The organism is Tenacibaculum litoreum, from assembly GCF_964513915.1.
In the GTDB taxonomy this organism is placed as follows: Bacteria; Bacteroidota; Bacteroidia; order Flavobacteriales; family Flavobacteriaceae; genus Polaribacter; species Polaribacter litoreum.
In genome coordinates, this window is sequence record NZ_CAZEQS010000002.1 from 755,448 (window position 1) to 781,251 (window position 25,804).

Sequence of the window (25,804 nt, forward strand, 5' to 3'; positions counted from 1 at the left end):
CTATTCTTGTCCTTCTTCATCTTGTTTTTCAATAATCTCCTCATCATTAGTCTTAGTCTTAATTTCTTCTTTCTTTTTACTTCCCATTAAATCGTTTACACGTTTAATATTTTCGTAAAAAGCATTGGCGTTAGGATCAGAAGGATCCATTTTACCGTAAGCAGCTTTGTAATAAAAGTCTGCTTTTTCGTAGTCTTTTCCTAGTTCATGGTATTTACCTATGTAAAAGTCACCCATATGAGAATCAGGGTATTTTATCATTACAAAATCACCTAAAACTCTTAAGTAATCACCATCTTGTCGGTCTATTACAATATCTTCAATAACAAAAATATCATCCAAACGAACATTTAAGTTAGAACCGTATAAATACTGAATATCTAAATACTTTTTCTCCACATACTTAATAGCATCTAAAGGAGCTAAATCTTTAACATTAGCTTCATATTCCTCCTTAGTAATTTTAGAGTATAAACTAAACATTTGTGTAAAAGCTCTAGGAATAGTTTCTCCAATCATAGCTAAATAGCTTGGAGAAGAATCAAACTCATCAAAAATGACATTAAAGTTTTTAGCTTCATATGATGTTAACAAAGTTCTAATATCACTAAATCTATTATATTGATTAGTGTCAATGTACTTTTTATTATTACTTGTATACAAGAAGTAAGTGTTATCTATAGAGCCAAGTCTGTTAAGAGAGTAAGACTCCATAATTGCAGGAGCAAATTGCGGAAAATCAGGAGTAATACAGATATATGAGTTAAAAACAGGCTTTTCATCTTTTAAATAATGAGTGATGAAATTAGCAGCTTTCCCTTCACCTACAATTGTCATAAAAGGAGAAGTCCTAAAGTTCCCTTCCATAAAAGGAATCAATTCATGTTTAATAAAATTAAAAAAATGTACTCCAGAACTTGTTAAGGAATTATTAGAAGGTATAATAGAAATATCTTTTCCGTAAGTGTTCTTCATATCAATACCTACAACAATTTGTCTTGGGGCTTTATCAACATTAGCATAAAGCTTAGCATTTCCTACATATAAATCAAAAAGGTACTCATCACCTAAAACAATAGCTAGAGGATAATTAGTGGTTTCATCTACATCATATCCTTTAGGAAGGTAGACTTTAATGTTTCTATCTTTTCCTAACTCCTTCGAGTTGACTTTTTGAGTAACAACTTCTTGAGAAAAAAGACTAGCGCTAATTAATAAGGTAAATAATAAATATACTTGTTTCATATTAGGGGTAAATTATATCGTTCAAATATAGAAAAGAAAAATAAAGTTATTATGTTATTTTTGTACAACTAAATAACGACAATATTTTAAAATTATGATACAACCAGACTGGAAAGTTGCCAAAGAGTACGAAGATATTACTTATAAAAAGTCACACAACGTTGCGAGAATAGCATTTAATAGACCTAATGTACGTAATGCGTTTCGACCAAAAACTACTTCAGAGTTATTAGATGCATTTCATGACGCACATGAAGATACTAATATTGGAGTTGTATTATTATCTGCTGAAGGACCATCAACTAAAGATGGAGTTTGGAGTTTTTGTTCCGGAGGAGATCAAAATGCACGTGGACACCAAGGATATGTTGGAGAAGACGGGTATCACCGATTAAATATTTTAGAAGTACAACGTTTAATTCGCTTTATGCCAAAAGCAGTAATTTGTGTTGTTCCAGGTTGGGCAGTAGGTGGAGGACACAGTTTACATGTAACTTGTGATTTAACCTTGGCGAGTAAAGAACATGCTATTTTTAAGCAAACAGATGCCGATGTTACTTCGTTTGATGCAGGTTACGGTTCAGCATATTTAGCTAAAATGGTGGGACAAAAAAAAGCTCGTGAAATCTTTTTCTTAGGAAGAAATTACTCAGCACAAGAAGCTTATGAAATGGGAATGGTAAATGCAGTAATTCCTCATGATGAATTAGAACAAACAGCTTTTGATTGGGCACAAGAAATCTTAGCAAAATCACCAACATCAATTAAAATGTTAAAGTTTGCAATGAACTTAACGGATGATGGAATGGTTGGTCAACAAGTATTTGCAGGTGAGGTTACTCGTTTAGCATATATGACTGATGAGGCTAAAGAAGGACGTGATGCGTTTTTAGAGAAACGTAAACCAAACTTCCCTAAAACTTGGATACCATAACAGATTGATAAATTAAGAATTACGAATTGGAGATTTTTTAATTCGTAAATCTAAAATCATAATTCGTAATTAAAGAAATGAAAATAATTTGTATAGGGCGTAATTACGCAAAACATATAGAAGAATTAGCAAATGAAAAACCAGAAAATCCAGTAGTTTTCTTAAAGCCAGATTCAGCTATTCTTCCTAAAAAAATGCCATTTTTTATTCCTCCGTTTTCAAATGATATTCATTATGAGGTTGAAGTATTGGTAAAAATAAACAAAGTAGGAAAACATATTTCTCCAAAATTTGCCCATAAATATTATGACACTATAGGCTTAGGAATTGATTTTACTGCGCGTGATGTGCAAGCACAATGTAAAGAAAAAGGATTGCCTTGGGAAAAAGCGAAAGCCTTTGATGGTAGTGCTATTGTTGGAGAGTTTTTTCCAAAGGAAGATTTTGACTTAGAAAACTTATCATTTCAATTACAGAAGAATGATGAGGTTGTACAAGATGGAAATACTTCAAGTATGTTGTGGAAAATTGATGAGTTGATTAGTTATGTGTCACAATATTTTACTTTGAAAAAAGGAGATATTATTTTTACTGGAACACCAGCAGGAGTTGGAAAAGTAGCAGAAAATGACATTTTAACAGGAACTATTGAAGGAAAGCAAGCTTTTCAAATTAAAGTAAAATAAAATATATCCCGCTTCGGCGGGATTCTTTTTTAGATATATAAATGAATGCAGAAATCATTACGATAGGAGATGAAATTCTTATCGGACAAATTGTAGATACTAATTCACAATGGATTGGTCAAGAATTAAATAAAATAGGTATTTCAGTCTATCAAATATCATCAATACAAGACGAAAAACAACACATTTTAAATGCGTTAAAAGAAGCAGAAAGTAGAGCAGATATTGTTATTGTTACAGGAGGATTAGGGCCTACGAAAGACGATATCACTAAAAAAACAATAGCCGAATATTTCAAAGACGAAAAGATTATTGAGTATCCAGAGGTGATTGATAATATCAAATACTTATTCAAAAAAGTTAATCATCCATTTAACGAAATTCAGAAGTATCAAGCGCAACTTCCTTCTAAAGCAATACTATTAATGAATCGTTTAGGAACAGCACCAGGAATGTGGTTTTATGAAAATAATACTGTTTTTGTATCACTTCCAGGAGTTCCTTACGAAATGAAAGGATTGATGAAGTATGACGTATTGCCAAAGCTTCAATCTACTTTTAAATTGCCTTTTATTTTGCATAGGACAATTATGACGGTAGGTACAGGGGAAACAATTATTGCAGAAAGAATTTCTGATTGGGAAGATAACTTACCTGATTTTATAAAACTAGCCTATTTACCATCTTACGGAAGTGTCCGTTTACGATTATCTGCAAAAGGAAATGATGAAGAATTGTTAGCAAAAGAGATGGAAAAGCAAGTTGTAGCACTATATAAGCTAATTCCAGAGATTATCGTTGGAGATGATAAAGAAACATCATTAGAAAAAGAAGTAGGTAAATTGTTAAAAGAACATAGAAAAACAGTTGCCACTGCAGAAAGCTTAACAGGAGGAAAAATAGCATCAACAATTGTTTCCGTTCCAGGAGCATCATCATACTTTATGGGGGGATTTGTTACGTATACAGCAGCTTTAAAACAACAATTACTAGATGTTTCTAAAGAAACTATTGATCAATATACGGTAGTAAGTAAAGAAGTAGCTTTAGCAATGGCAAAAGGATGTAGGGAAAAGCTACAAACAGATTATGCAATAGCAGTTACAGGAAACGCAGGGCCAACAACTGATCATAACGATAAAAGTGTAGGCTTGGTGTACATCGGTATAGCAACAAAAAGCGGAGTAGAGGTTCATGAGTTTAACTTCGGACAACCAAGAGAAAAGGTGATTAATAGAACGGTAACCAAATCTTTAGAACTACTACAGGCTGTAATATTAAAATAAATTAGTATTTTTGCCGCCGTTACGCTTCCAAATAGGTTAGATGCTGAACCTAGTTTTGAAAAGATTAAAATTAATTAAAAATTTAATCGAGAATATTTTTGTGCAGTAAATTAAAATGCATAAATTTGCACCTCGTTTAGAAATAACACTAAAAACTGTCAAGAAGATGTCTAGAGTTTGTGAATTAACAGGAAAAAAAGCGATGGTAGGTAACAATGTATCTCACGCTTTAAATAGAACTAAAAGAAGATTTAACGCTAATTTAATGAATAAGCGTTTTTATATTCCAGAAGAAGATAAATGGGTAACTTTAAAAGTATCTGCTTCTGCATTAAAAAATATTAATAAAAAAGGAATCTCTGCGGTTATTAAAGAAGCTAGAGAAAAAGGTTTCTTAACTAAATAATTCCTTACTAGATAAAATTTTAGAGAGATGGCAAAAAAAGGAAACAGAGTTCAAGTAATTTTAGAGTGTACTGAGCACAAAGCTTCTGGTCAACCAGGAACTTCTCGTTATATTACAACAAAGAACAAAAAAAATACTCCTGATAGAATGGAATTAAAGAAATTTAATCCAATCTTAAAGAAGATGACAGTTCATAAAGAAATTAAATAATAAGCTACGGCGTAAACTTTAATATAAAATGGCAAAGAAATCAGTAGCATCGTTACAAACAGGTTCGAAAAGATTAACCAAAGCTATCAAAATGGTAAAGTCTCCTAAATCTGGAGCTTATACATTTGTTGAAGCTATTATGGATCCAACACAAGTAAGCGACTTTTTAGCAAAAAAGTAATTCTTGTATACAGTTTAAAGAAAAGCTACTTTCATTAGAGAGTAGCTTTTTTTATATTTGACAGTCTCAAGTTTTTAGTTGAATTTAAAAATTTGGGCGTTACCTTAGCAGGTCGGGCTTTCAGCAGTCGCTTCCCGAAGTATCGGGAGAGCTTCAACAAATGCCTCAATCCCTAACGCAAAAGTTATGGTATAATGACAATTTGACCGTATTTGTAAAACGGTATAGTTTTTAACCTATGTAAGCGATTATAATATTTAAGAATGAGTTTTTTTAAGAAAATCTTCTCGAAAGAGAAAAAGGAAACCTTAGACAAAGGGTTAGAAAAAACCAAATCAAGTTTTTTCTCTAAATTATCAAAGGCAGTTGCAGGTAAAGCAAAGGTTGATGATGATGTGTTAGATAATTTAGAAGAAGTATTGGTGTCGTCTGATGTAGGAGTAGAAACTACCCTGAAAATAATAGATAGAATTGAAGAGCGTGTATCTCGTGACAAGTATTTAGGAACTGAAGAGCTAAACCAAATTTTACGTGAAGAGATTGCTGGTTTATTATCAGAAACAAATACTGGTGATGAAACAGATTTTACTATTCCAGCAAATACTAAACCTTATGTGTTAATGGTTGTTGGGGTTAACGGAGTAGGAAAAACAACTACGATTGGTAAGTTAGCTTCACAATTTAAAAAGAAAGGTTTAAAAGTTGTTTTAGGAGCTGCTGACACGTTTAGAGCAGCAGCAATTGATCAATTACAAGTTTGGGCAGATAGAACAGACGTACCGATAGTACGACAAGAAATGGGGTCTGATCCTGCTTCAGTAGCTTTTGATACGGTACAATCAGGAGTTAATCAAGATGCAGATGTAATTATTATTGATACAGCAGGACGTTTGCATAACAAGGTTAACTTAATGAATGAGTTGACAAAGATTAAACGAGTAATGCAAAAAGTAGTACCAGATTCACCACATGATGTATTGCTAGTGTTAGACGGTTCTACAGGTCAAAATGCTTTTGAACAGGCAAAACAGTTTACTAAAGCAACAGAGGTAACTTCATTAGCAGTAACAAAATTAGATGGTACTGCAAAAGGAGGAGTTGTTATCGGAATTTCAGATCAATTTCAAATACCTGTAAAATATATTGGAGTAGGAGAAGGTATAGATGATTTACAAGTATTTAATAAACATGAATTTGTAGATTCGTTTTTTAAATAAAAAATATAATAAAAAACTCCCAATTTGGGAGTTTTTTATTTTTAAACTGTTTCAATAACCTTATCAAAAGCTAATCTCGATTTAGGTTTTCTGTCTGGTTGATTAAAATCTTCGTTATCTCTATAACCAATAGCCACAGCTACGAGGGTAGCATATTCTTTGTTTTTTAAAATTTTATCGTAATTCGCAGGTTCAATTCCCTCCATAGGTGTTGCGTCTATTCCCATTTCTGCACAAGCACTTAAAAATATCCCTAATGCTAAATATACTTGTTTGTCGAACCAAGCTTTAATCTCTTTTTCAGATTTGGGTTTTATAAATTCTTTATAATAACCAACGGCCCCTTCAGGGAGCTCCTCTTCAATTTGTTTTTCAAATAAAGCGATGTTATTAATTCGGTTAAAAACTACAATAGTATCACTCTCAAGAACCTTGCTAGTATTTAACCAAGATACTTCTGAAAGTTGTTTTTTAGTATTGGAGTCAGAAACAAAAATAAATTTCCATGGTTGACTATTGATTGAAGAAGGACTTAATTGTAAAATCTGTTGTAACTCTTTAATTTTTTCAGATTCAATTTTTTTCGAAGCATCGTAATTTTTAGTTGTATAACGTTGCTGCATTGATGTTATAAAGCTCATATTTTATTTTTTTAATTAAACTATAAAAATTATAGTAACAAAAGTAAGTATAGTGTTTTATCTTTGCAATAACGGTCAAAAAGGATAGTATAAATTATGGAAACACAAACATCTAAAACATTTAAATTTAAAGGAAGAGAGTTTCCTTGCTGTACAAGTCTTACTATGGGAGTCATTGGGGGGAAATGGAAAACAGTAATTCTTTTTCATTTAATAAAAGGAACACTTCGCTATAGCGAATTAAGAAAAGAGATTCCAATGGTTACAGAACGAACTTTAAGTTTACAGTTGAAAGCCCTGGAAGAAGATGGTGTAATTAAAAGAAAAGTATACACATCAAAACCACCTTTAAAAGTAGAATACTCTTTAACTGATTTAGGACAAAGTTTAATTCCTATAATTCAGTCTATCGCAGACTGGGGAGATTTTGCTGTAAAAAATCATTCCAAATAATAGTGCCTGCGCGTGATTAGCAATTAGAGTTTAGACAGCAGGGTAGTTTTGTTATGCTAAAAGAAGCTTTTCAATTTTTATAATTACATTTGAGTATCAAATATTTGACCAATGAGAAAAGCAATATTTTTATTATTAACTGTTCTATTTATAAGTGCATGTAAGCAAAAAGCTGTAAAGGTATATTTTAAAATCTATGATGAATCATCAGAAATACAAAAACAGCAAGATCACGAGAAAAAGAGAATGCAGTTTAAACTACTTCAATCTAAATATTTAGATTTAAACAAAGAGTTTAAGCCTTTTGAAAAGGAATTATCAAATTTTTCTGAAGAGCAGTATAATGAATTAAAACCATTGGTGTTAGAAAAAGATATTCCGTCTATTCAAAAGAGCATTGCAGAAAAGAAACTTAGTTACGAAAAATTAACCTTGTTTTATTTGTACAGAATACGAAAGTTTGAAAGTGATAGTACAAAGTATTTGAATGCAATTATATCTCTAAATCCAAAGGTGTTAGAAGAGGCGAGAGCAAAAGATAAAGAATCAAAAGAGGTAAAAGAGTTCTCTTTGAATGGAATTCCAATTTTGATAAAAGATAATATTGATGCAGCTGGAATGATAACTACTGCAGGAGCTGTAGCTTTACAAGATAATTCAACTGATAACGATGCTTTTATCGTCAAAAAATTAAGAGAAGCGGGAGCATTAATTTTAGGAAAAGTAAACTTGAGTGAATGGGCGTACTTCTTTTGTGAAGATTGTCCGTTAGGTTATAGTGCTACTGGAGGACAAACCTTAAACCCTTATGGTAGAAAGGTTTTTGAAACAGGAGGCTCTAGTTCTGGTAGCGGAGTATCAGTTGCGGCAAATTATGCAGTAGCTGCAGTGGGTACGGAAACAGCAGGATCAATAACATCACCTTCTAGCCAAAACTCGGTGGTTGGATTAAAACCAACGATTGGTGTTTTAAGTCGATCAGGAATTGTTCCTATTTCAAGTACATTAGATACTCCAGGTCCGATGACTAAAAGTGTTATAGACAATATTATTTTGTTTGAAGCTATGCTAGGGAAAGATAATGAGGACGCTTCTTCTTTAGGAATAGAAGATTTTAATCCTAAAGAATTACTCAATAAAAACTATACAATTCAAGGAAAAAGAATAGGAGTACTAAAACCTATTCTAACAGATTCTATTTATAAAGCAAGTGTAGAAAAGTTACAAGAAGCTGGTGCAGAAATTATAGAGATAACTCCACCAGAAATTTCGTTTGATGGATTTATTACGCTGTTGAATATAGATATGAAACATGATTTACCTAAATACTTATCTACTTACGGAAACAAAAAGCTAACAGTGAAAAATATACAAGATGTAGTTGAGTTTAATAAAAAAGATTCTACAAAAAGAGCTTCTTACGGACAACAGTTATTTGAAGGAATATTAAAAGACACTACTAGTTTAACACAGTTAGAGGTGGTAAAAGATAGTCTAAGTTTTAATGGAAAGAAATTTTTACAAGATTTAAAGACTCAAAATTTAGATGCTATTTTATCGATTAATAATTATCATTCTGGTATTGCAGCGGTAGCGAAATACCCAACTTTAACAGTTCCTATGGGGTATAAAAGTTCTGGCGAACCTGTTAGTTTAACATTTATAGGAAAACCTTTTACAGAAAAAGAGTTACTAGAACTAGGACATGCATTTGAACAAATAAAGAAAGTAAGAAAGGCACCAGTTGATTATAACTAATAGACAATATATGAAAAACTCCCAATTTGGGAGTTTTTATTTTAATTCTCTAACTTGTATTTTCCAATATAACCAGATACATCTCCACCAAGATAAAGATATCCATTATGTTCTTCAACAGAACTTGCTTCTGATACAACTTTACCAGTAGTATCATAATAAGTTTTTAAGATTTTCCCATCACTACTCAAATGCATTATCATTCCATAAGGAGCTACTTTAGGTTGTAAAAATAGTGGGAGACCATAAACTAACTTTTTTACAAGTGGTTTAGGATGTATTTCATCCAAAGAAGAATCCCTTTTAGTTGAAAAACCAAGCCAAAAGCTACCATCAGACCTTCTAGAAACTCCATTAGGAAAACCAGGTAAGTTGTCTAAGAATACATCTGTTGTTCCTTTTTGACTTCCTTTTAACCAGTATCTTAGTATTCTGTATTTCACTAAATCTACCATTAGAACAAAGTCATCATTTTGAGAAACAGCAACACCGTTTCCGAAATAAGTACCATCTATAAGTGTTTTAATTTGCTTGGTCTTAGGATTGTAACTATAAAGACCTCCATCGGGTTTCGATTCCATTAAAAGCTTCCAAATATGTGTTCTGCTAAAAGGTATTTTTGAAGAAGTATTGGTAAAATATATAATTCCATCCGAAGCAATGTCTACATCATTGGGGATAAGAAATTTGTTTCCGTTTTCATCTTCGCTTGCTAAAGTTGTGATCTTTCCGTTTTTGTCAACACTAATTAAACCTCTTTCTAAGTCACATGCAATTAGGTTTTGATTGCTGTCAAAATGCAGTCCAGCAACCCAAGATCCCGTATTACAAAAGACAGAAACTTTTCCTGATGGGTCAATCTTTAAAATTCGACCATCTGAAAAATCTGTTTCAGAAATATGAACTCCACAATATAGATTTCCTTGATTATCTACTGCAATGTCCTCAGGACCATACCAACCGTCTAAATTGATATGTTTGGTGGAACTTAGTAGTTCATTTTCAAGGAGCACACCTTCTAATTTTGGAGGAGCTGCTGGAGACCAAGCTTCAGGGCTAATTGAACAAGATTTAAATGTAACACTAGCTATAAAAATAGCCAAGCATAAGAGAATAGCATATTTTGCTATCGATACGATTTTCATTGTATTTATTTTATAATTTATAAGGACAAAGAAAATGAGAGGAAACTATTTTTATCTTGACAAATGTTAGGAAATGACAACTTCTTTTCGAATTCTACTGAGTGATTCAGCAGCTATACCAAGAAAGCTAGCGATTTGGTATTGAGGAGCTCTTAAAACAATTTTTTTATCGTAGTTCTTTATAAAATCTAAATACTTTTTCTTGGCGGATTTTGTTTGCATAGTTAAAGCTCTTTGTTGTGCACAAAGATGATTTCTCTCTGCTAAAATTCTTCCAAACTTCTCAAAATTGGGAGATTCTTTATATAATTGGGTTAAACTTTTAAAAGATATTTTATATACAGTACTATCTTCAATAACTTCTAAAAATTCGTGAGAAGGGATTTGGTATATAAAACTATCAAAAACTGTTATAAACTGCTTGTCACAAGCAAAGTAGGTGGTAAACTCTTTATCTTCAATATTTTTAAATGTTCTAAAAAAACCAGATTCTATAAAGTATAAATCCTTAGTGGTCTTTCCTTCTTCAATTACTAACGTTTTTGCTTTGTATTCTTTTCTTTCTAATTGATTGTAAAATATTTGAAACTCATTTTCAGTAAGTCCAATTAAGTCGTTTAGCAATCTTTTGAGTTCGGTCATTTTTTAATAATGATTAATGTAGTTTGTAAACATACAAGTTTACTAATAACGAAGTTAACTTTTTAAAGCTTAAAAATCAAACTAATTTTTAAGGGCATAAACTAGCTAAAAAGCTGAATTAAAGCGTATATTTGCACTCCGAATTTTTTCAAGAATATGCGTACTAAAACAACAAAACAAAACAAAATCAATGTAGTTACTTTAGGTTGCTCTAAAAACGTTTACGATAGTGAAGTGTTAATGGGGCAGTTAAAAGCCAATGGTAAAGAAGTAGTTCATGAAGATGAAAATGACGATGGAAATATTGTAGTAATCAATACGTGTGGTTTTATAGGTAAAGCGAAAGAAGAAAGTGTGGAAACTATTTTACACTACGCACAAAAGAAAGAGGAAGGTGAAGTAGATAAAGTGTTTGTAACCGGTTGTTTAAGCGAGCGTTATAAGCCAGATTTAGAAGCTGAAATTACCAATGTAGATCAGTATTTTGGTACACACGATTTACCAAACTTGTTAAAAGTTTTAGAAGCAGATTATAAACATGAGTTAATAGGTGAGCGTTTAACAACGACTCCAGATCATTATGCGTATTTAAAAATAGCTGAAGGTTGTGACCGTCCATGTTCATTTTGTGCTATTCCGTTAATGCGTGGTAAACATGTTTCTACTCCAATTGAAGATTTGGTTACAGAAGCTACCAAGCTGGCAGAAAAAGGAATTAAAGAAATCATGCTAATTGCGCAAGATTTAACTTATTATGGGTTAGATATTTATAAAAAGCGTGCTTTAGCAGATTTATTAAAAGAATTGGCAAAAGTTGATGGAATTGAATGGATTCGTTTGCACTATGCCTTCCCAACAGGTTTCCCAATGGATGTGTTGGAAGTCATGAAAAACGAACCAAAGGTTTGTAATTATTTAGACATTCCGTTACAGCACATCAATACCGAGATTTTAAAATCGATGAAGCGTGGTACGACACATGAGAAAACGACTGCATTGATTCACAAATTCCGTGAGGCTGTGCCAAATATGGCAATCCGTACAACGTTAATTGTTGGATATCCAGGAGAAACAGAAGAGCAATTCCAAGAGTTGAAAGATTGGGTAGAGGAGATGCGTTTTGAACGTTTAGGAGCTTTTGAATACTCACATGAAGAGAACACAGGAGCATATGTTTTAGAAGATGATGTGCCTGCAGATGTTAAGTTCAGACGAGTAAATGAAATCATGGAAGTGCAATCGCAAATTTCTTGGGAATTGAATCAAGAAAAAATAGGAAAGACATTCAAATGTTTGTTTGATAGAAAAGATGGAGAGTACTATTACGGACGTACTGAATTTGATTCACCAGATGTAGATAACGATGTCATTGTAGATGCTCGTGAGTATTATATCAAACTAGGAGAATTTATAGATATCGAAATTTTTGACGCGGGTGATTTTGACTTACATGGAAAGCCTGTAGTAAAACAAGAAAGACCAGTTCCTTTAAATCAGAAGAGGAAATAAAATCAAACCTGCAAAATGCAGTTTTTTTTATGCATATTTGTCACATGAAAAAAGCCTATTTTAACTGGAGTTCAGGAAAAGACTCGTCGTTAGCATTGTATAAAATATTACAACAAAAAGAGTACGATGTACAAAAATTGATTACGAATGTAAATCAAGATTACCAGCGTGTTTCAATGCATGGTTTACATGAGGATTTACTGGATGCACAGGCAGAAAGCATTGGTATTCCGTTAGAAAAAATATATTTTCCGGCTGAGGTTACGATGGATTTATATAACCAAAGAATGAAAGAAAAAACTGCTGAGTTAAAAGAAGCAGGACTTGTAAATGGCATTTTTGGTGATATCTTTTTAGAGGATTTAAGAGCGTATCGTGATTCGAAATTACAAGAGGTTGGGATTACCGGAGTATATCCGTTATGGAAGCAAGATACTAAAGAGTTACTTCGTGAGTTTTTAGCCCTAGGTTTTAAAACAATAACTGTTTGTGTGAATGCAAAATTGTTAGGAGAAGAATTTGTAGGGAGAGTTATTGATGAAGATTTTATCAATGAGCTTCCTGAAGGAGTAGATGTTTGTGGAGAGAATGGTGAGTTTCATACGTTTTGCTATGATGGTCCTATTTTTAAGAAACCTGTGGAGTTTGAAATAGGAGAGAAGGTGTTAAAATCATATACTTTACATAAAAGTGATGATGATAACTGTTATCAAGATTCAAAGAAAACTAAGAAATCAGAAGAAACGACCACTAAAAACTACGATAGAAGTTTTTGGTACTGTGATTTACAGCTAAAAAAATAACTTACTTATTGATTCTAATAATCCTTTAGCAGGAGCATTTTCTAGGCAAGAATTACATGTGTTGTACATAAATAAACAGTCGATAAAATCGGTTAGCATGTGTAGTAAGAGCCCTAACCCTATAATATTATAAGGTCTTTTTAAAAAGAGCAAGATAGTATACAATATTATTGCGTAGTAGGAGTGGAGTATATGAAAACCAAAGCTACATCGGTTAGGATCAAATACAGGGGTAGCCAATAAATGATCTATATCCACTAGCATGGTAGCGAGTAGTATTAGAGAAACTTTTTTCCAATTTTTTCTAAAAAATAAATAGGCTAAAATTATAGGAAAGCCAAAATGTAAAAAGTAGTGAGTAAATGTTTGCATTTATCTAACGATTAAACTACTTCTTTTTCTAAAGCTAAAAAATGTGTGATTTCTGAACTATCATTGTTTTGCAGCGGAATTATGTACAGCTCACATTTGTAGGTAGATTTATCTTTTCTGTAATTAATAATTACATCTTTAAATGGTTTTCCTTTTAAAAGTTTTGATTGAATTCTTTTTCTAGTTGTTTCCTTAGTTTTTTCTCCTTGTAAAAAGCGTGGGGTTCTGTTTAAAGCAAACTCTTTTTCGTAGCCAGTCATTTTTGTAAAACCATCGCTTACCCAAATTATTTTCTTTTGTGCATCGGTAAGGACTAAAGATTCATAGTCGTTTTCTTCTATAATAGATGTAATGTTATTTTTCCAGTTGAAGTTTTTAGAAAATGTTTTTATAAGTTTTAAATCACTGTATAGTTCTTTTTCAGTAAACAAATCTTGGATTCCCCAACTTAAAAGGTTTACACTTTTTTTTGAAATGAGTTTAAGGTCATCAGCAATTTTGGTGTATTCTTCTTTGTCTAAATTTGATATATAAATATCTAAAGACATCATTTTATCAAAGCTATTTTTCATACCTACTAAGTAACTACTTTTTTTAGAGAAATTAAAATTTTTCAAAAACACCTAGACCAAATAAGGCAAAATCATATTTAACAGGGTCTTTTTTATCAAATTTTCTTAAAGTTAGATCAAGTTCTTGAATCGCTTTCCAATCATTTTGTTTTCGAGTAAGTATTTTTAGTTTTCTGGCAATGTTTCCTGTGTGTACATCTAACGGACAATGTAAATGTGCAGGTGAGTGTGTTTTCCATATACCTAAATCGACTCCAGTAGTATTATCACGAACCATCCAACGTAAAAACATATTAATCCTTTTGGAAGCAGAACCTTTTAAAGGGTCAGAAACATGTTTTAATGTTCTTGGTTGGTGAGGAATTTCAAAAAATATTTGTTTGAAATGATGAATAGCATGTTGGTAATTATTTGCTTTATCTTTTGGTTGTAAAACAGCTTCTAATCCACCATGATTTTGATAGATGTTTTTTAATGATTGAACAAAAAACTTAAAATCATCTGCATTAAATGTTCTGTGCACAAATCCGTCAAAATTAGCTAAATCTTCTTCAGAATGATTGAGAACAAAATCATAAGGAGAATTCCCCATTAAATCTATCATTTTATGAGAGTTGTTAATAATCATTTTACGATTTCCCCAAGCAATGGTTGCTGCTAAAAAGCCAGCGATTTCAATATCTTCTTTTACCGAAAATTGATGTGGAATTTGAATAGGATCACTATCAATAAAATCAGGGTTATTGTACTGTATTACTTTTTCGTCTAAAAACTCTTTAAGCTCCTTTTTGTTCATTTTATGCTAAATCTCCTGCAAAACTAAGCAAAACAAAGAAAGCATTATAGCAAGCGTGTAATAAGATACTCCATTCGAGCCCAAAACGAACCCTAATAAACCCTAAATAACCACCTAAAATAGTTTGTGGAGCTACTAGTATTGGGGCTAATAAAAGTACATTAGTAGTAATAGTAAAGTTAGTTAAATGTACTAAGCCAAAAAGTAGTGCAAACACATAAAATGCTATTTTGAAGTTTTTCTTCCCATGAAATAAGGTAATTGGCGCTCTAAAAAACAGCTCTTCAAGCAAAGGAGCTAAAATAATGGTAAGAAAAGCAATGAACCATTTGGTATGAGCCTTTAGTAAATCTTCCACAGCGTGCTCATTCATATTTATTAAACCTAACTCTTCAACAAGAAGAAAAAGGGGAGATAATAAAGCTCCTGTAATAATACTTATAAAAAGGAGGTGAAAGAATTTTTGAAAACGATACGAAATGTTTTGGTTGGTATCTTTTTCTAAAACGGGATTTTTTAAATAGGTAACAAGTTCTTGAAAAGTTTCTTTCATGGAAATGATTTATTAGTTAGTAGCTAGAAACTTTAAATAGTTACACTATTCAACAATAATTCCGTCTTTCATTGTAAGTGTTCTATCAGCCATTTTAGCTAATTCTTTGTTGTGTGTAACTAGTACAAAGGTTTGCCCAAATTCATCACGTAGCTTAAAAAATAACTCATGTAAGTTTTTAGCCGAAGTAGAATCTAGATTTCCTGAAGGTTCATCGGCAAAAATAACAGAAGGTTCATTAATCAAAGCTCTAGCAACGGCAACACGTTGTTGCTCTCCTCCAGAAAGTTCGTTAGGTTTATGGTTTTCTCTGTGTGACAATCCTAAAAAGGCTAGTAATTCTTTGGCTCTTTTTTCAGTTTCTGCTTTTGTTTTTCCTCCTATAAAGGCAGGAATACAAACATTTTCTAATGCTGTAAATTCTGGTAATAACTGGTGAAATTGAAAAATGAATCCGATGTGTTTATTTCGGAAAGCAGAAACTTTGGTATCGTTTAAATCTTTGATAGAAACACCATCAACTAATAATTCGTAGCTCTGATCTTTTAAGGGCTTATCTAAGGTTCCTAAAATTTGTAGTAAGGTTGTTTTTCCTGCTCCTGAAGGTCCAACAATAGCTACAATTTCTCCTTTTTTTATATGAAGATCAACGCCTTTTAAAATTTCTACCTCTCCGTAATGTTTGTGGATATTTTTAGCAACAATCATAGTGATATTTTCTAAGTAACGAATGTATAAAAAAGAAATCAGATAAACTTTAATGCTTACCTGATTTCAAACAATAAATAAACGTGTATTTAAATTATGTTTTTGATGTTGTTGTAATCGATAAAATAAACTAATCGAACAGAAAATCTATGTTGCATGCTTTGATCAAAAAGTTTTGAGATGTTGTTTTTAAAATCAATATTTGCAGGGGCAAAATCGTGATCTGGTCTTATAGAGTTTCTATAGAAAAAGATTAATTGACTACCTGGAGCAAATTGCCATTGGTAGTTTAGGTCTAAGTTCCAACTATTAAAGTTTCTGTCGTGTTCTCCTTGATAGTTATTTTCTGTAAGTTCTCCATTTTCTTCATTTAAGCTAAAATATTTTCCTTGATATGGAACTTTACTCCAGTTATGTCTAAATGATAATGATACAGCCGATTTTGTACTGAAAGTATATTTTCCTGTTAAAGAATTGTCGTAAGTAGCCCAATCGCGCTGTCCGAAAATAATATGATCTTTTAAAGGAGCCAATGAAGGTTTTTCTTCTACGTCGTCTTCATCAACTTTTGTAACATATCCTTGATCGTTATTGGTTTTTCCATACCTGAAACCATAAATTAAAGAAAATTTGTTGGTAAAACGGTATCTAGGTGAAAATCTAAAGCCATAGTCTTCTTTAGGGTTGTCATTATAAAAGGTATAATACCAACCATAATCTATTGCAAACTTTTTTCTATAATCGGTCGACCCCCAATGATTTATGTTTAGCCTTTCAGGGTTGTTAAAGTAAATACCACTAGTAGTTCCTTGTCTTGGTTCAAAAAAATCTCTTCTTTCAGTACTATAATTTAAGTTTCCTCCAAAGCTGAAACGTTTTTTGGTATCAGCCCAAAAAGATAAACCAGTATTAGTACCTACATAGGTTCCTGGGTTGTGCAAGAAGTTAAAGTTATAGTATATGTTAGCTCCGTAGTTGTTGAATATTCCTTTAGGTTTTAACAATCGATAACCAACAAAACCATAAATTCTTTGTTGATTGTTACGAAAGAGAATTCCCATATCGTTAGGGTTAAAATCTTTGTTTTCAAAATTATACCCAATTTCTCCACGCCAATTTCCTGATTGCTTTCCTATACTGGTATCAAAAGTGTATCCTGTATTTGGATCATCTTCGTCGTCAGAAATATTACTCGTTTTAAAACTTCCGTCGATATTATACCTACTTTTTTTATCTTCAACATGCCATAGTAATCCAGTAACATTCGCATCTCTAAATCGTCCGTCACGAGTTACGTTGGTGTTGATTAAGGTAATAGATGAGTTTTGATTGAACTGCTGATCTAGTACCATAATATTATAGTTAGAAAATGGATTAACCGTAGTTTTGTAAGTACTGACATTGCTAATAGTATCTAAGCCATTAATTGTTTGCTCAGTTCTTTCAACCGTAGCTTCTGTTTTTTCGGTAATAGCATTAAAGAATCCTACCCCTAAACCTCCTTTGGTTCTTCCTGATACTTTTATAGCATTTAGCATTTGAACTTTATCAGGAACATCTATAACTTCATCATTTACTTTCTTACCATCAATAAATTCATCATCATCTTTTCGTTCACCAGAAAATTGATCTATTGGTCTTCCTCCAATTCTTCTTGAATAAAATAAACGTCCTTTACTAAATAGTTCAGTTCCTTCAGTAAAAAACTGACGTTGTTCTGTAAATTGCTGTTCAAAAGGTCCCAAGTTTAAGGTAACATTGTCAAAACCTACTTGGCTAAAATCAGGAATTAAGGTAGCGTCTAACGTAAAGTTTTCGGTAATTCCATATTTTACATCCATACCTACACTCCAATCAAAGTCAGTATTACCATCTTTAGTGGTTGTCGTTGCGGATGCATACGGATAAAAGTTTAATCGAGTAGGAGGTTTTATGTTGGTGAAGTTTTCATACAAGCCATCATATTGAGTCCAATTTCCTTGTTGATTATCAATATGATTCCAAGTGAATTGAGCATTTAAATTCAGTACTTTTCTGTGATAGTTGATTCCCCACGATTGAACAGGTACATTAGCAAAACGTAAAGCTCTATATGGAATTTTCATTTCTACAACCCAAGAGTCTTCATTAATGCTAAAATCACTTTCCCATACGGCACTCCAATTAAAATCTTCATTTCCGTTAGATACTTTTGAGTCTGCTTGTGCACCTGAACTGGTTACAATAAATTCAAAAGGATTTTGTCCGTCGTCGTTAGGGTTAATAGTTATTAAAAAGAAATCACTGTTACCAATATTGTCTCTGTTAGTAAACTCAGCAGGTATTTTTGAAGGTTCAGGATCGTACATTTTAGCACTGATGTAAATAGCATTATTATCGTATACTAATTTAACTACTGTTTTATGGGTGTCAGGTTCCGCTTTTCCATTGTCGGGACGCATCATCACAAAATCTTTTGCGGCAGGAACATTTTTCCAAGCAGCATCATCTAATTTTCCGTCAATTTTTGGAGGTGAATCTACACGTATTACGTCTAGTTTTTTTCTGTTTTGGTTAATGGTTTGGGCATTTGTAACTCCTATAAAGAAGAAACAGGTTGTAATAAATGCTAAAACTTTAAGCATAGTTGATTGAGATATAGTATTAGTTGTTGGGCTAAATTATTATGATTAGGATAAATAAATCACAAAATCATGTTAATTACGGTAAAGACCTGTTAAAAAAAAGAATGTTACACGTTTAAATGTTAAAAAAATGTAAAAATAGAAATTAAATAAAATTGATTTTAATTATAAATTAAAGTACAATTTATAAGGTATTATGAATTGAATTTGTATTTTTGTTCGACTTTAAAAATTCATATCTAATGAACTTACACGAATATCAAGGTAAAGAAATATTAAGCAGTTTTGGCGTTCGTATTCAACGTGGAATTGTTGCAAATACTCCAGAAGAAGCTGTTGAAGCAGCGAAGAAATTAACAGAAGAAACAGGTACTGGTTGGCATGTAATCAAAGCTCAAGTACACGCAGGTGGTCGTGGAAAAGGTGGTGGTGTTAAGTTAGCTAAAAACTTAGATGAGGTAAAAAGTATTGCTGATGACATTTTAGGAATGATGTTAGTAACACCTCAAACTTCAGCAGAAGGTAAGTTAGTTAACCAAGTGTTAATTGCTGAGGATGTATATTATCCTGGTGATAGTGAGCCAGATGAATTTTATATGTCAGTTTTATTAAACCGTGCTACAGGTAGAAACATGATTATGTATTCTACAGAAGGAGGTATGGATATTGAAACTGTGGCAGAAGAAACTCCACACTTAATTTTTACAGAAGAAATTGATCCAGGAACAGGATTATTACCTTTCCAAGCTCGTAAAATTGCTTTTAACTTAGGTTTAAGCGGTGGGGCTTTAAAAGAAATGGTAAAGTTTGTTACTGCTTTATATACTGCATACATCAAGTCTGATTCTTCGATGTTTGAAATTAACCCAGTATTAAAAACATCTGATGATAAAATTATGGCAGTAGATGCTAAAGTATCGTTAGATGAGAATGCATTATACCGTCATAAAGATTATGCTGCAATGCGTGATTTACGTGAAGAAAATCCAATTGAAGTAGAAGCTAAAGCTGCAGGATTAAACTATGTAGACTTAGATGGTAATGTTGGATGTATGGTAAACGGAGCTGGTTTAGCAATGGGAACTATGGATTTAATTAAGCAAGCAGGTGGAGATCCAGCTAACTTTTTAGATGTTGGTGGTACTGCAGATGCGCAACGTGTTGAAACTGCTTTCGGAATCATTTTAAAAGATCCTAATGTAAAAGCTATCTTAGTAAACATTTTTGGAGGAATCGTTCGTTGTGATCGTGTTGCTCAAGGTGTTGTAGATGCTTATAAAAATATGGGAGACAAAATTAATGTGCCTATTATTTGTCGTTTACAAGGAACAAACGCTAAAGAAGCAAAAGAATTAATTGACAACAGCGGAATGGAAATTATCTCAGCTACTGAGTTCCAAGAGGCTGCTGATAAAGTAGGAGAAGTTTTAAGTGCTTAAAACTTTTTTTAATTAATTCTTAGTAATATATTTAAAAAACCTCACTGTTATAGTGAGGTTTTTTGTTTTATCTTGCTAAAAGATAAATAGCATACAATGAGAAAATTATTAATCCTTATTTTACTTCCTTTACAGTTAATAGCACAAGAAGAAACGAATTCTGAATTATTTTGGAATAAACTAAAAACTTATTGTGGAAAAGCTTTTGAAGGAACAATACTAGCAGGAGGAAAAGAAGGAGATGGTTTTACAGGAGAAAAATTAGTAATGCATATTCGCTCTTGTGAAGAGAATACGATTAGAATACCTTTTTTTGTAGGTGAAGATAAATCTCGTACTTGGGTTTTTACTATAAGTACCGATAAATTAATTAAGCTAAAACACGATCACCGACATAAAGATGGTACTGAGGATAAAGTTACGCAATACGGAGGAATCAACCCTAATATGGGATTACCTAATATTCAGTTTTTTCCTGCGGATAAATATACAGCCGATTTAATTTCGTATGCTTCTAATAATGTTTGGTGGGTTACGATTGATGAAACAAGTTTTACATATAATTTACGTAGAATAGGAACGAATAGATTGTTTTCTGTAAAGTTTGATTTAACTAGGGAAATAGAGGCTCCAACTGCTCCCTAGGGAAGTGAGAATTAATTTTTATTTAGAATCAAATCTGTTTTTCGGGATTAGAAATTATGAAATCAATTAAGCTTTTTAAGAAATAGTCCATAGTTTTAAAACCTGCGTCATATTAATTTTAAAAGAGGGTTAAAATATCCATTATTTTAATGTTGGATATCATTTGATAACGAAGTTACTGATTTTGAATATAAGAGTCAAACCAAACTTATTTACAAATTCTCTTTCAAAACTTCAATTTCATCACGCAATTGTGCAGCTACTAAAAAGTCTAGTGCTTTAGCAGCTTCTTCCATTTGTTTGCGTTTAGTACGTATGCGTTTTTCTATTTCTTGTTTAGGTAAGTATTCTAACTCTTGTTCCGCAGCTTTTTGCGTAGCATTGTCATAATGATATGAAGTAATCGCGTTTTTAGATAACGTATTGTCTATCTTTTTATTGATTTGTGTTGGAGTAATTCCGTGAGCGGTATTGTAATTAATTTGCTTTTCACGTCTACGATTGGTCTCGTCAATGGTGAGTTGCATGCTATTGGTAATTTTGTCCGCATACATAATTGCCTTACCATTTACGTTACGTGCAGCACGACCTACGGTTTGTGTTAATGAACGATGTGAACGTAAAAAACCTTCTTTATCAGCATCTAAAATAGCCACTAACGATACTTCTGGAAGGTCTAATCCTTCTCTAAGTAGGTTAACTCCAATCAGTACATCAAACAAGCCTTTACGCAAATCTTGCATGATTTCAACGCGTTCTAATGTGTCAACATCTGAGTGAATGTATCTACAACGTACTTGAATTCTAGTTAAGTATTTAGCTAATTCTTCAGCCATACGTTTGGTCAAGGTAGTAACCAAGGTACGTTCATCTTTTTCTACACGAATTTGAATTTCTTCAATTAAATCATCAATTTGATTCAAACTAGGTCGAACTTCAATTTCTGGATCTAATAGTCCAGTAGGTCGAATAACTTGTTCTACAAACAACCCTTCCGTTTTTTGTAATTCGTAATCCGCAGGAGTTGCTGAAACATAAATTACTTGATTTTGTAGCGCTTCAAATTCTTCAAACTTTAACGGACGGTTATCCATTGCAGCTGGTAAACGGAATCCGTATTCCACCAAGTTTTCTTTACGGCTTCTATCTCCACCGTACATCGCATGAACTTGTGGTACGGTTACGTGACTTTCATCAATCACCATTAAGTAATCATCAGGAAAGTAATCTAATAAGCAGAACGGTCGTGTACCCGCTTCACGTCCGTCTAAATAACGAGAGTAGTTCTCAATTCCTGAACAGTAGCCCAATTCTCGAATCATTTCTAAGTCGAATTCAGTACGTTCTTGCAAACGTTTTGCTTCTAAATGTTTCCCGATTTCCTTGAAATAATCTACTTGTTTTACCATATCTTCTTGAATTTGATGAATGGCATTTTGTAATATGTCAGGAGAAGTTACAAAAAGGTTGGCAGGATAAATATTTAGCTTTTCTAATCGAGTAATCGTTTGATTGGTTTCAATATCGAAGGTTTCAATTTCTTCTATCTCATCTCCAAAAAAGTGAATTTTATATCCGTTATCTCCATAGGATGGATAAATGGTAACCACATCACCTTTCACTTTGAAAGTTCCACTTTTTATTTCAACTTCGGTACGGGCATATAAACTCGTTACTAAACGATGTAAAAACTTTGTGCGAGAAACTTGTTGGTCAACTTCAATAGTAATCACATTCTTTTTAAACTCTGTGGGGTTACCAATACCGTATAAACAAGAGACTGATGCTACAACCAATACATCTCGACGTCCTGAAAGTAGGGAAGAGGAGGTGCTAATTCGTAAGCGTTCTATTTCATCGTTGATGGATAAGTCTTTCTCAATATACGTTCCTGTAACAGGAATATAGGCTTCGGGTTGATAGTAATCATAGTATGAAACGAAATATTCTACAGCGTTGTTTGGAAAGAACTGTTTGAACTCAGAATACAATTGGGCAGCTAAGGTTTTGTTATGAGCCAAAACAAGTGTTGGTCGTTGTACTTCGGCTACAACATTAGCTACCGAGAATGTTTTACCAGAACCTGTAACACCTAAAAGTGTTTGATACTTTTCATCGGCTAAAATACCATTTGAAAGTTGTTTAATTGCTTGAGGTTGATCCCCTGTTGGTTTAAATTCTGAGTTTAATTCGAAGTTCATTCAACAAAAATACGGATAGTTATTTATGTGATGAATTTTAATTTCTTTTGAGTGTAAAATGTCCTTTTTTATCTATTGTATTATCATTAAGGTCTTTTAGTTTGGCATGGAACCAGTAGTCATTAGAAGGGAGTTTAATGTTGTTATAAGTTCCATCCCAACCAAATTCCGAATTATTATCATTTATGACATATAGAATTTTACCAAAGCGATTAAATATTTTAATATCTATTTCTTTAAAGAAATTAGAGCTTACTCCATAAACTTTCCAATAATCGTTAAATCCATCAGCATTAGGAGTTAAAAACTTAGGGTAGCCAATTATACTAGCTGAGGCTTTAGTAGGAGTTTCACATTTATTAATATCTCTTATATAAATAGTGGCAATACCAGGTTGCACATTGTTGAAAGAGTGAGAGGTTCCATTTCCAACATAAGTAGTATCATCTAAAGAAAATTCATAACTACTATCTCCATCAATACTAATATAAACACTGTTGTCGGTTTCACTTTGAACATTTACTTCAACATTTAAAATCTCTGGAGGTGGAGGATAGTTAACTGTAAAATTTTTAGAGTTTGAACATTCTATACCGTTTACTATTTTGTAAATGGTTAAAGAAAACCCACCTTCTTTGGTTAAAGTGAAACTATTACTGGTACTAATTGTATTGTTGTTTTCATCTTTCCATTCAAACCGATCGTTAGAAGAGTCTGCATTTAATATAATAGCGGGGTGATCTGAAGGGCTAATACAAATAGTATAATTGTCCTGTAGATTAATTTGAGGATGGTTAACAATTAAATCGATAGGAGATATACCAAAGCATCCGTTTTCATTTTCTATTTTTACCCAAATAGTAGTAGAACCTGAAATGTATTCAAAAGGAAGAGGGTTGATTGATTTTTGAGCATTTTCTACCGAATCAAAAAAAGATACTTTTTCAAGTTTGCTTAAGCCTAAATCACTTATTATTTGACTTTTTTTAACCCTCAAGTCAAAAAGACCTTTATCTTCATCTATACTATTTTCGGGGTTTCTACAAACAGTTATGGGGTTAATGGTAAGTGCAGGTCTAAATAAGGCTTCAATAGAAAAGCTTTCGATATCAGAGCAACCATTTACAGAGGTAACCTTTGTATAAATGGTTTGAGGATTTGTTTCATTGTAGAAGTTTTCTGGATCCGATATTTGATTGGTATCATTTTGAGCGTCGGTTAAACTTCTGTAAAACTTATAGATATGTGTAGTATCGGTAGTAATTTTATCAGCAATAGTATATAGGTTAAATAAGTTTACGCCATCATTATCATCGTCACATTGAATAATTTCTTGGTTAGGTATCAATTTGGGTAGAGGGTAAACAGTAACTTTTTTATAAAGAGGAATGTCTTGATTATTGATGTTAATAGTAGCAGTGACAATATAATCTCCTGGAGCAGTATATGCGTGTTCAGGATTGATTAGGTTGCTTGTGTTTCCATCACCAAAATCCCACGTTACACTATCAATAGGAGCATACGAATCAAGAGCAAAGTTAAACATGTCAAAGACACATTGATTTTCGGTAATAATTCTATTTCTAAAATAGGATTGAATAAAATTGGGTAAACCAAAATAAGACAATCCATTTTCTAGGTTTATTACATCCTGTGTATAGTTACATTCAACTCCTATTTTATTAGGGTTTTGAATAATTCCCAAAGTTTTGGTAGGGCTTCCGTCTGAGTTTATTTGAGCAATATAAATTTTACCATCAGATGCTAATTGAGCAGAAGCACTAGCTCTGCTAGGAGGAATGGTAAAAATAGGAGTTCCTAAAAAAAAACGAGGAGCATTTTCTATATTCAACTGCATGATATTATAACTATCATTATTTCCGCTTTCATAATAAAAAGCAGAATAGTATAAGATTTTAGAGTTAGGAGAAAAAGTTAATCCATTACAGATGTACCCATCAGTAAAATTAAGTTGTAAGTTAAAAGCTTTAAATCTTGAAAAGGTTCCTACTGTATTATCAAATTTATAGATATAAAGCTTAGAGCCTATAGATAAAGCAACTTTACTTCCATCAGGAGAGGCTTTCATCTCCCCTCCGTATGAGTTTTTGTCTATTTTATTTAGTTTAGTTTTTATAGGAGTGAACGTAACACCTTTTTGAGTCACTTTAAATGCAAAAAAAATATTATCTGGACCATTATAATAGTTACTTCCATATGTTATTACCCAAATGTCCTTACCGTTTTTGTGATGTACAGCAGTAATTCTTTGAGCCGTTGAGTTTGCAAGTCTAGTATTTTTCCTAATTATTTTTCCTAAAGGGTATTCACTAGAGATTTCAACTTCAGAAAAATAAATCCCGGAAAATAAAGTAGGGCTATTAGTTTTGGTTTTCCTATTCATGAAAATATAATATATATTATCATTGTTAGGCTTAGGTATGATAATTGAAGATTGTGCTAAATCAACTTCACCTACTAAGCCTTCACCATTTTTCATAATTTCATGGTTGCTGTTCCATACAGTACTACCATTGGTGTAAAATAATAATTTTCCATTACTATCGGATATACTAGAGCAACCTGCAGGAGCAATCATTTGACCATCGGTAAGAGTATTGACTACATCAATACCAAAGTTAAGCCCTGCTTTATTTCCAAAAAACCAGTTATCAGTTTCTCTTTGTGAAAAGCAATAAAGAGAGATAAAAAAGAAAAAACAAGGTAGTAATTTATTCATAGCTTATTAACTATTTGCTAACATGCAATTTAGGAAAA

Annotated in this window: 25 protein-coding genes; 13 read left to right on the forward strand and 12 right to left on the reverse strand. The window is 32.3% G+C overall.

Translation table 11 applies throughout. The features are described 5' to 3' along the window. Positions 1-1,245, reverse strand: coding sequence for an alpha/beta hydrolase-fold protein (locus tag ACKTTR_RS04895; RefSeq protein ID WP_408026769.1), 1,245 nt, complete (start codon positions 1,243-1,245; stop codon positions 1-3). Between the two features lie 94 nt (positions 1,246-1,339). Between ACKTTR_RS04895 and ACKTTR_RS04900 the strand changes: the two genes are divergently transcribed. The 7 genes from ACKTTR_RS04900 (at position 1,340) to ftsY (ending at position 6,165) form a co-directional block, all read left to right on the forward strand. Then, positions 1,340-2,179: a 1,4-dihydroxy-2-naphthoyl-CoA synthase gene (locus ACKTTR_RS04900; protein ID WP_125068180.1), complete on the forward strand. Its 840-nt coding sequence runs from the start codon at positions 1,340-1,342 to the stop codon at positions 2,177-2,179. Between the two features lie 77 nt (positions 2,180-2,256). Next, positions 2,257-2,865 (forward strand): fumarylacetoacetate hydrolase family protein, encoded by a 609-nt coding sequence (locus tag ACKTTR_RS04905; RefSeq protein ID WP_408026770.1) that lies wholly within the window; start codon positions 2,257-2,259, stop codon positions 2,863-2,865. Between the two features lie 41 nt (positions 2,866-2,906). Next, entirely contained in the window at positions 2,907-4,151 is a 1,245-nt protein-coding gene (locus ACKTTR_RS04910; protein ID WP_408026771.1) for a competence/damage-inducible protein A, read from the forward strand. A gap of 166 nt (positions 4,152-4,317) precedes the next feature. Beyond that, positions 4,318-4,557 carry a 50S ribosomal protein L28 gene (gene rpmB / locus ACKTTR_RS04915; RefSeq protein WP_115902236.1) on the forward strand — a complete coding sequence of 80 codons (240 nt, stop codon included), beginning with the start codon at positions 4,318-4,320 and terminating at the stop codon, positions 4,555-4,557. Between the two features lie 27 nt (positions 4,558-4,584). Further along, on the forward strand, positions 4,585-4,767 hold the full coding sequence (gene rpmG, locus ACKTTR_RS04920; protein ID WP_013070733.1) for a 50S ribosomal protein L33: 183 nt from the start codon (positions 4,585-4,587) through the stop codon (positions 4,765-4,767). Between the two features lie 28 nt (positions 4,768-4,795). Next, the gene (locus tag ACKTTR_RS04925; protein WP_274641185.1) at positions 4,796-4,948 is read left to right on the forward strand and encodes a DUF4295 domain-containing protein; all 153 of its coding nucleotides are present in this window, start codon (positions 4,796-4,798) and stop codon (positions 4,946-4,948) included. Between the two features lie 263 nt (positions 4,949-5,211). Continuing rightward, positions 5,212-6,165 (forward strand): signal recognition particle-docking protein FtsY, encoded by a 954-nt coding sequence (gene ftsY, locus ACKTTR_RS04930; RefSeq protein WP_408026772.1) that lies wholly within the window; start codon positions 5,212-5,214, stop codon positions 6,163-6,165. 41 nt (positions 6,166-6,206) lie between these two features. Here ftsY and ACKTTR_RS04935 read toward each other — a convergent pair whose 3' ends face one another. Continuing rightward, positions 6,207-6,806: a nitroreductase family protein gene (locus tag ACKTTR_RS04935; protein WP_408026773.1), complete on the reverse strand. Its 600-nt coding sequence runs from the start codon at positions 6,804-6,806 to the stop codon at positions 6,207-6,209. 96 nt (positions 6,807-6,902) lie between these two features. Here ACKTTR_RS04935 and ACKTTR_RS04940 point away from each other — a divergent pair, with 96 nt between their 5' ends. Next, positions 6,903-7,259 (forward strand): winged helix-turn-helix transcriptional regulator, encoded by a 357-nt coding sequence (locus tag ACKTTR_RS04940; RefSeq protein ID WP_408026774.1) that lies wholly within the window; start codon positions 6,903-6,905, stop codon positions 7,257-7,259. 111 nt (positions 7,260-7,370) lie between these two features. Continuing rightward, positions 7,371-9,017 carry an amidase family protein gene (locus ACKTTR_RS04945; protein WP_408026775.1) on the forward strand — a complete coding sequence of 549 codons (1,647 nt, stop codon included), beginning with the start codon at positions 7,371-7,373 and terminating at the stop codon, positions 9,015-9,017. Positions 9,018-9,058: 41 nt separating this feature from the next. Here ACKTTR_RS04945 and ACKTTR_RS04950 read toward each other — a convergent pair whose 3' ends face one another. Then, positions 9,059-10,162 carry an SMP-30/gluconolactonase/LRE family protein gene (locus ACKTTR_RS04950; RefSeq protein ID WP_408026776.1) on the reverse strand — a complete coding sequence of 368 codons (1,104 nt, stop codon included), beginning with the start codon at positions 10,160-10,162 and terminating at the stop codon, positions 9,059-9,061. A 66-nt stretch (positions 10,163-10,228) separates the two neighbouring features. After that, entirely contained in the window at positions 10,229-10,804 is a 576-nt protein-coding gene (locus tag ACKTTR_RS04955) for a Crp/Fnr family transcriptional regulator (RefSeq protein ID WP_408026777.1), read from the reverse strand. A gap of 156 nt (positions 10,805-10,960) precedes the next feature. On the opposite strand from ACKTTR_RS04955, the gene rimO reads away from it, so the two are divergent. Beyond that, positions 10,961-12,313 carry a 30S ribosomal protein S12 methylthiotransferase RimO gene (rimO, locus tag ACKTTR_RS04960; protein WP_408026778.1) on the forward strand — a complete coding sequence of 451 codons (1,353 nt, stop codon included), beginning with the start codon at positions 10,961-10,963 and terminating at the stop codon, positions 12,311-12,313. A 44-nt stretch (positions 12,314-12,357) separates the two neighbouring features. Next, positions 12,358-13,116, forward strand: coding sequence for a Dph6-related ATP pyrophosphatase (locus ACKTTR_RS04965; RefSeq protein ID WP_408026779.1), 759 nt, complete (start codon positions 12,358-12,360; stop codon positions 13,114-13,116). Here the strand turns inward: ACKTTR_RS04965 and ACKTTR_RS04970 are convergent. The 6 genes from ACKTTR_RS04970 to ACKTTR_RS04995 form a co-directional block, all read right to left on the reverse strand. After that, positions 13,105-13,488 carry a DUF6122 family protein gene (locus tag ACKTTR_RS04970; protein ID WP_408026780.1) on the reverse strand — a complete coding sequence of 128 codons (384 nt, stop codon included), beginning with the start codon at positions 13,486-13,488 and terminating at the stop codon, positions 13,105-13,107. The genes ACKTTR_RS04965 and ACKTTR_RS04970 overlap by 12 nt on opposite strands. A gap of 11 nt (positions 13,489-13,499) precedes the next feature. Next, a complete protein-coding gene (locus tag ACKTTR_RS04975; RefSeq protein WP_408026781.1) occupies positions 13,500-14,060 on the reverse strand; it encodes a PAS domain-containing protein in 561 nt (186 codons plus the stop codon). Between the two features lie 31 nt (positions 14,061-14,091). After that, positions 14,092-14,856 (reverse strand): TIGR02757 family protein, encoded by a 765-nt coding sequence (locus tag ACKTTR_RS04980; protein WP_408026782.1) that lies wholly within the window; start codon positions 14,854-14,856, stop codon positions 14,092-14,094. Between the two features lies 1 nt (position 14,857). Then, positions 14,858-15,409 (reverse strand): CPBP family intramembrane glutamic endopeptidase, encoded by a 552-nt coding sequence (locus tag ACKTTR_RS04985; protein WP_408026783.1) that lies wholly within the window; start codon positions 15,407-15,409, stop codon positions 14,858-14,860. A 45-nt stretch (positions 15,410-15,454) separates the two neighbouring features. Next, a complete protein-coding gene (locus tag ACKTTR_RS04990; protein ID WP_408026784.1) occupies positions 15,455-16,117 on the reverse strand; it encodes an ABC transporter ATP-binding protein in 663 nt (220 codons plus the stop codon). Between the two features lie 89 nt (positions 16,118-16,206). Next, entirely contained in the window at positions 16,207-18,741 is a 2,535-nt protein-coding gene (locus tag ACKTTR_RS04995; RefSeq protein ID WP_408026785.1) for a DUF5916 domain-containing protein, read from the reverse strand. A gap of 242 nt (positions 18,742-18,983) precedes the next feature. Here ACKTTR_RS04995 and sucC point away from each other — a divergent pair, with 242 nt between their 5' ends. Further along, positions 18,984-20,180 carry an ADP-forming succinate--CoA ligase subunit beta gene (gene sucC, locus ACKTTR_RS05000; RefSeq protein WP_099216529.1) on the forward strand — a complete coding sequence of 399 codons (1,197 nt, stop codon included), beginning with the start codon at positions 18,984-18,986 and terminating at the stop codon, positions 20,178-20,180. Positions 20,181-20,276: 96 nt separating this feature from the next. Next, positions 20,277-20,825 carry a hypothetical protein gene (locus tag ACKTTR_RS05005; RefSeq protein ID WP_408026786.1) on the forward strand — a complete coding sequence of 183 codons (549 nt, stop codon included), beginning with the start codon at positions 20,277-20,279 and terminating at the stop codon, positions 20,823-20,825. A 212-nt stretch (positions 20,826-21,037) separates the two neighbouring features. Here ACKTTR_RS05005 and uvrB read toward each other — a convergent pair whose 3' ends face one another. Both uvrB and ACKTTR_RS05015 read right to left on the reverse strand, forming a co-directional pair. Further along, the gene (uvrB, locus tag ACKTTR_RS05010) at positions 21,038-23,026 is read right to left on the reverse strand and encodes an excinuclease ABC subunit UvrB (RefSeq protein ID WP_408026787.1); all 1,989 of its coding nucleotides are present in this window, start codon (positions 23,024-23,026) and stop codon (positions 21,038-21,040) included. Positions 23,027-23,063: 37 nt separating this feature from the next. After that, positions 23,064-25,766 carry a T9SS type B sorting domain-containing protein gene (locus ACKTTR_RS05015; protein WP_408026788.1) on the reverse strand — a complete coding sequence of 901 codons (2,703 nt, stop codon included), beginning with the start codon at positions 25,764-25,766 and terminating at the stop codon, positions 23,064-23,066. Positions 25,767-25,804 lie beyond the last annotated feature (38 nt).

Bases quoted from the DNA above. Each gene is read 5' to 3' on its own strand.
- ACKTTR_RS04895 (WP_408026769.1), bottom strand. From the start codon at position 1,245: ATGAAACAAGTATATTTATTATTTACCTTATTAATTAGCGCTAGTCTT.
- ACKTTR_RS04900 (WP_125068180.1), top strand. From the start codon at position 1,340: ATGATACAACCAGACTGGAAAGTTGCCAAAGAGTACGAAGATATTACT.
- ACKTTR_RS04905 (WP_408026770.1), top strand. From the start codon at position 2,257: ATGAAAATAATTTGTATAGGGCGTAATTACGCAAAACATATAGAAGAA.
- ACKTTR_RS04910 (WP_408026771.1), top strand. From the start codon at position 2,907: ATGAATGCAGAAATCATTACGATAGGAGATGAAATTCTTATCGGACAA.
- rpmB (WP_115902236.1), top strand. From the start codon at position 4,318: ATGTCTAGAGTTTGTGAATTAACAGGAAAAAAAGCGATGGTAGGTAAC.
- rpmG (WP_013070733.1), top strand. From the start codon at position 4,585: ATGGCAAAAAAAGGAAACAGAGTTCAAGTAATTTTAGAGTGTACTGAG.
- ACKTTR_RS04925 (WP_274641185.1), top strand. From the start codon at position 4,796: ATGGCAAAGAAATCAGTAGCATCGTTACAAACAGGTTCGAAAAGATTA.
- ftsY (WP_408026772.1), top strand. From the start codon at position 5,212: ATGAGTTTTTTTAAGAAAATCTTCTCGAAAGAGAAAAAGGAAACCTTA.
- ACKTTR_RS04935 (WP_408026773.1), bottom strand. From the start codon at position 6,806: ATGAGCTTTATAACATCAATGCAGCAACGTTATACAACTAAAAATTAC.
- ACKTTR_RS04940 (WP_408026774.1), top strand. From the start codon at position 6,903: ATGGAAACACAAACATCTAAAACATTTAAATTTAAAGGAAGAGAGTTT.
- ACKTTR_RS04945 (WP_408026775.1), top strand. From the start codon at position 7,371: ATGAGAAAAGCAATATTTTTATTATTAACTGTTCTATTTATAAGTGCA.
- ACKTTR_RS04950 (WP_408026776.1), bottom strand. From the start codon at position 10,162: ATGAAAATCGTATCGATAGCAAAATATGCTATTCTCTTATGCTTGGCT.
- ACKTTR_RS04955 (WP_408026777.1), bottom strand. From the start codon at position 10,804: ATGACCGAACTCAAAAGATTGCTAAACGACTTAATTGGACTTACTGAA.
- rimO (WP_408026778.1), top strand. From the start codon at position 10,961: ATGCGTACTAAAACAACAAAACAAAACAAAATCAATGTAGTTACTTTA.
- ACKTTR_RS04965 (WP_408026779.1), top strand. From the start codon at position 12,358: ATGAAAAAAGCCTATTTTAACTGGAGTTCAGGAAAAGACTCGTCGTTA.
- ACKTTR_RS04970 (WP_408026780.1), bottom strand. From the start codon at position 13,488: ATGCAAACATTTACTCACTACTTTTTACATTTTGGCTTTCCTATAATT.
- ACKTTR_RS04975 (WP_408026781.1), bottom strand. From the start codon at position 14,060: ATGAAAAATAGCTTTGATAAAATGATGTCTTTAGATATTTATATATCA.
- ACKTTR_RS04980 (WP_408026782.1), bottom strand. From the start codon at position 14,856: ATGAACAAAAAGGAGCTTAAAGAGTTTTTAGACGAAAAAGTAATACAG.
- ACKTTR_RS04985 (WP_408026783.1), bottom strand. From the start codon at position 15,409: ATGAAAGAAACTTTTCAAGAACTTGTTACCTATTTAAAAAATCCCGTT.
- ACKTTR_RS04990 (WP_408026784.1), bottom strand. From the start codon at position 16,117: ATGATTGTTGCTAAAAATATCCACAAACATTACGGAGAGGTAGAAATT.
- ACKTTR_RS04995 (WP_408026785.1), bottom strand. From the start codon at position 18,741: ATGCTTAAAGTTTTAGCATTTATTACAACCTGTTTCTTCTTTATAGGA.
- sucC (WP_099216529.1), top strand. From the start codon at position 18,984: ATGAACTTACACGAATATCAAGGTAAAGAAATATTAAGCAGTTTTGGC.
- ACKTTR_RS05005 (WP_408026786.1), top strand. From the start codon at position 20,277: ATGAGAAAATTATTAATCCTTATTTTACTTCCTTTACAGTTAATAGCA.
- uvrB (WP_408026787.1), bottom strand. From the start codon at position 23,026: ATGAACTTCGAATTAAACTCAGAATTTAAACCAACAGGGGATCAACCT.
- ACKTTR_RS05015 (WP_408026788.1), bottom strand. From the start codon at position 25,766: ATGAATAAATTACTACCTTGTTTTTTCTTTTTTATCTCTCTTTATTGC.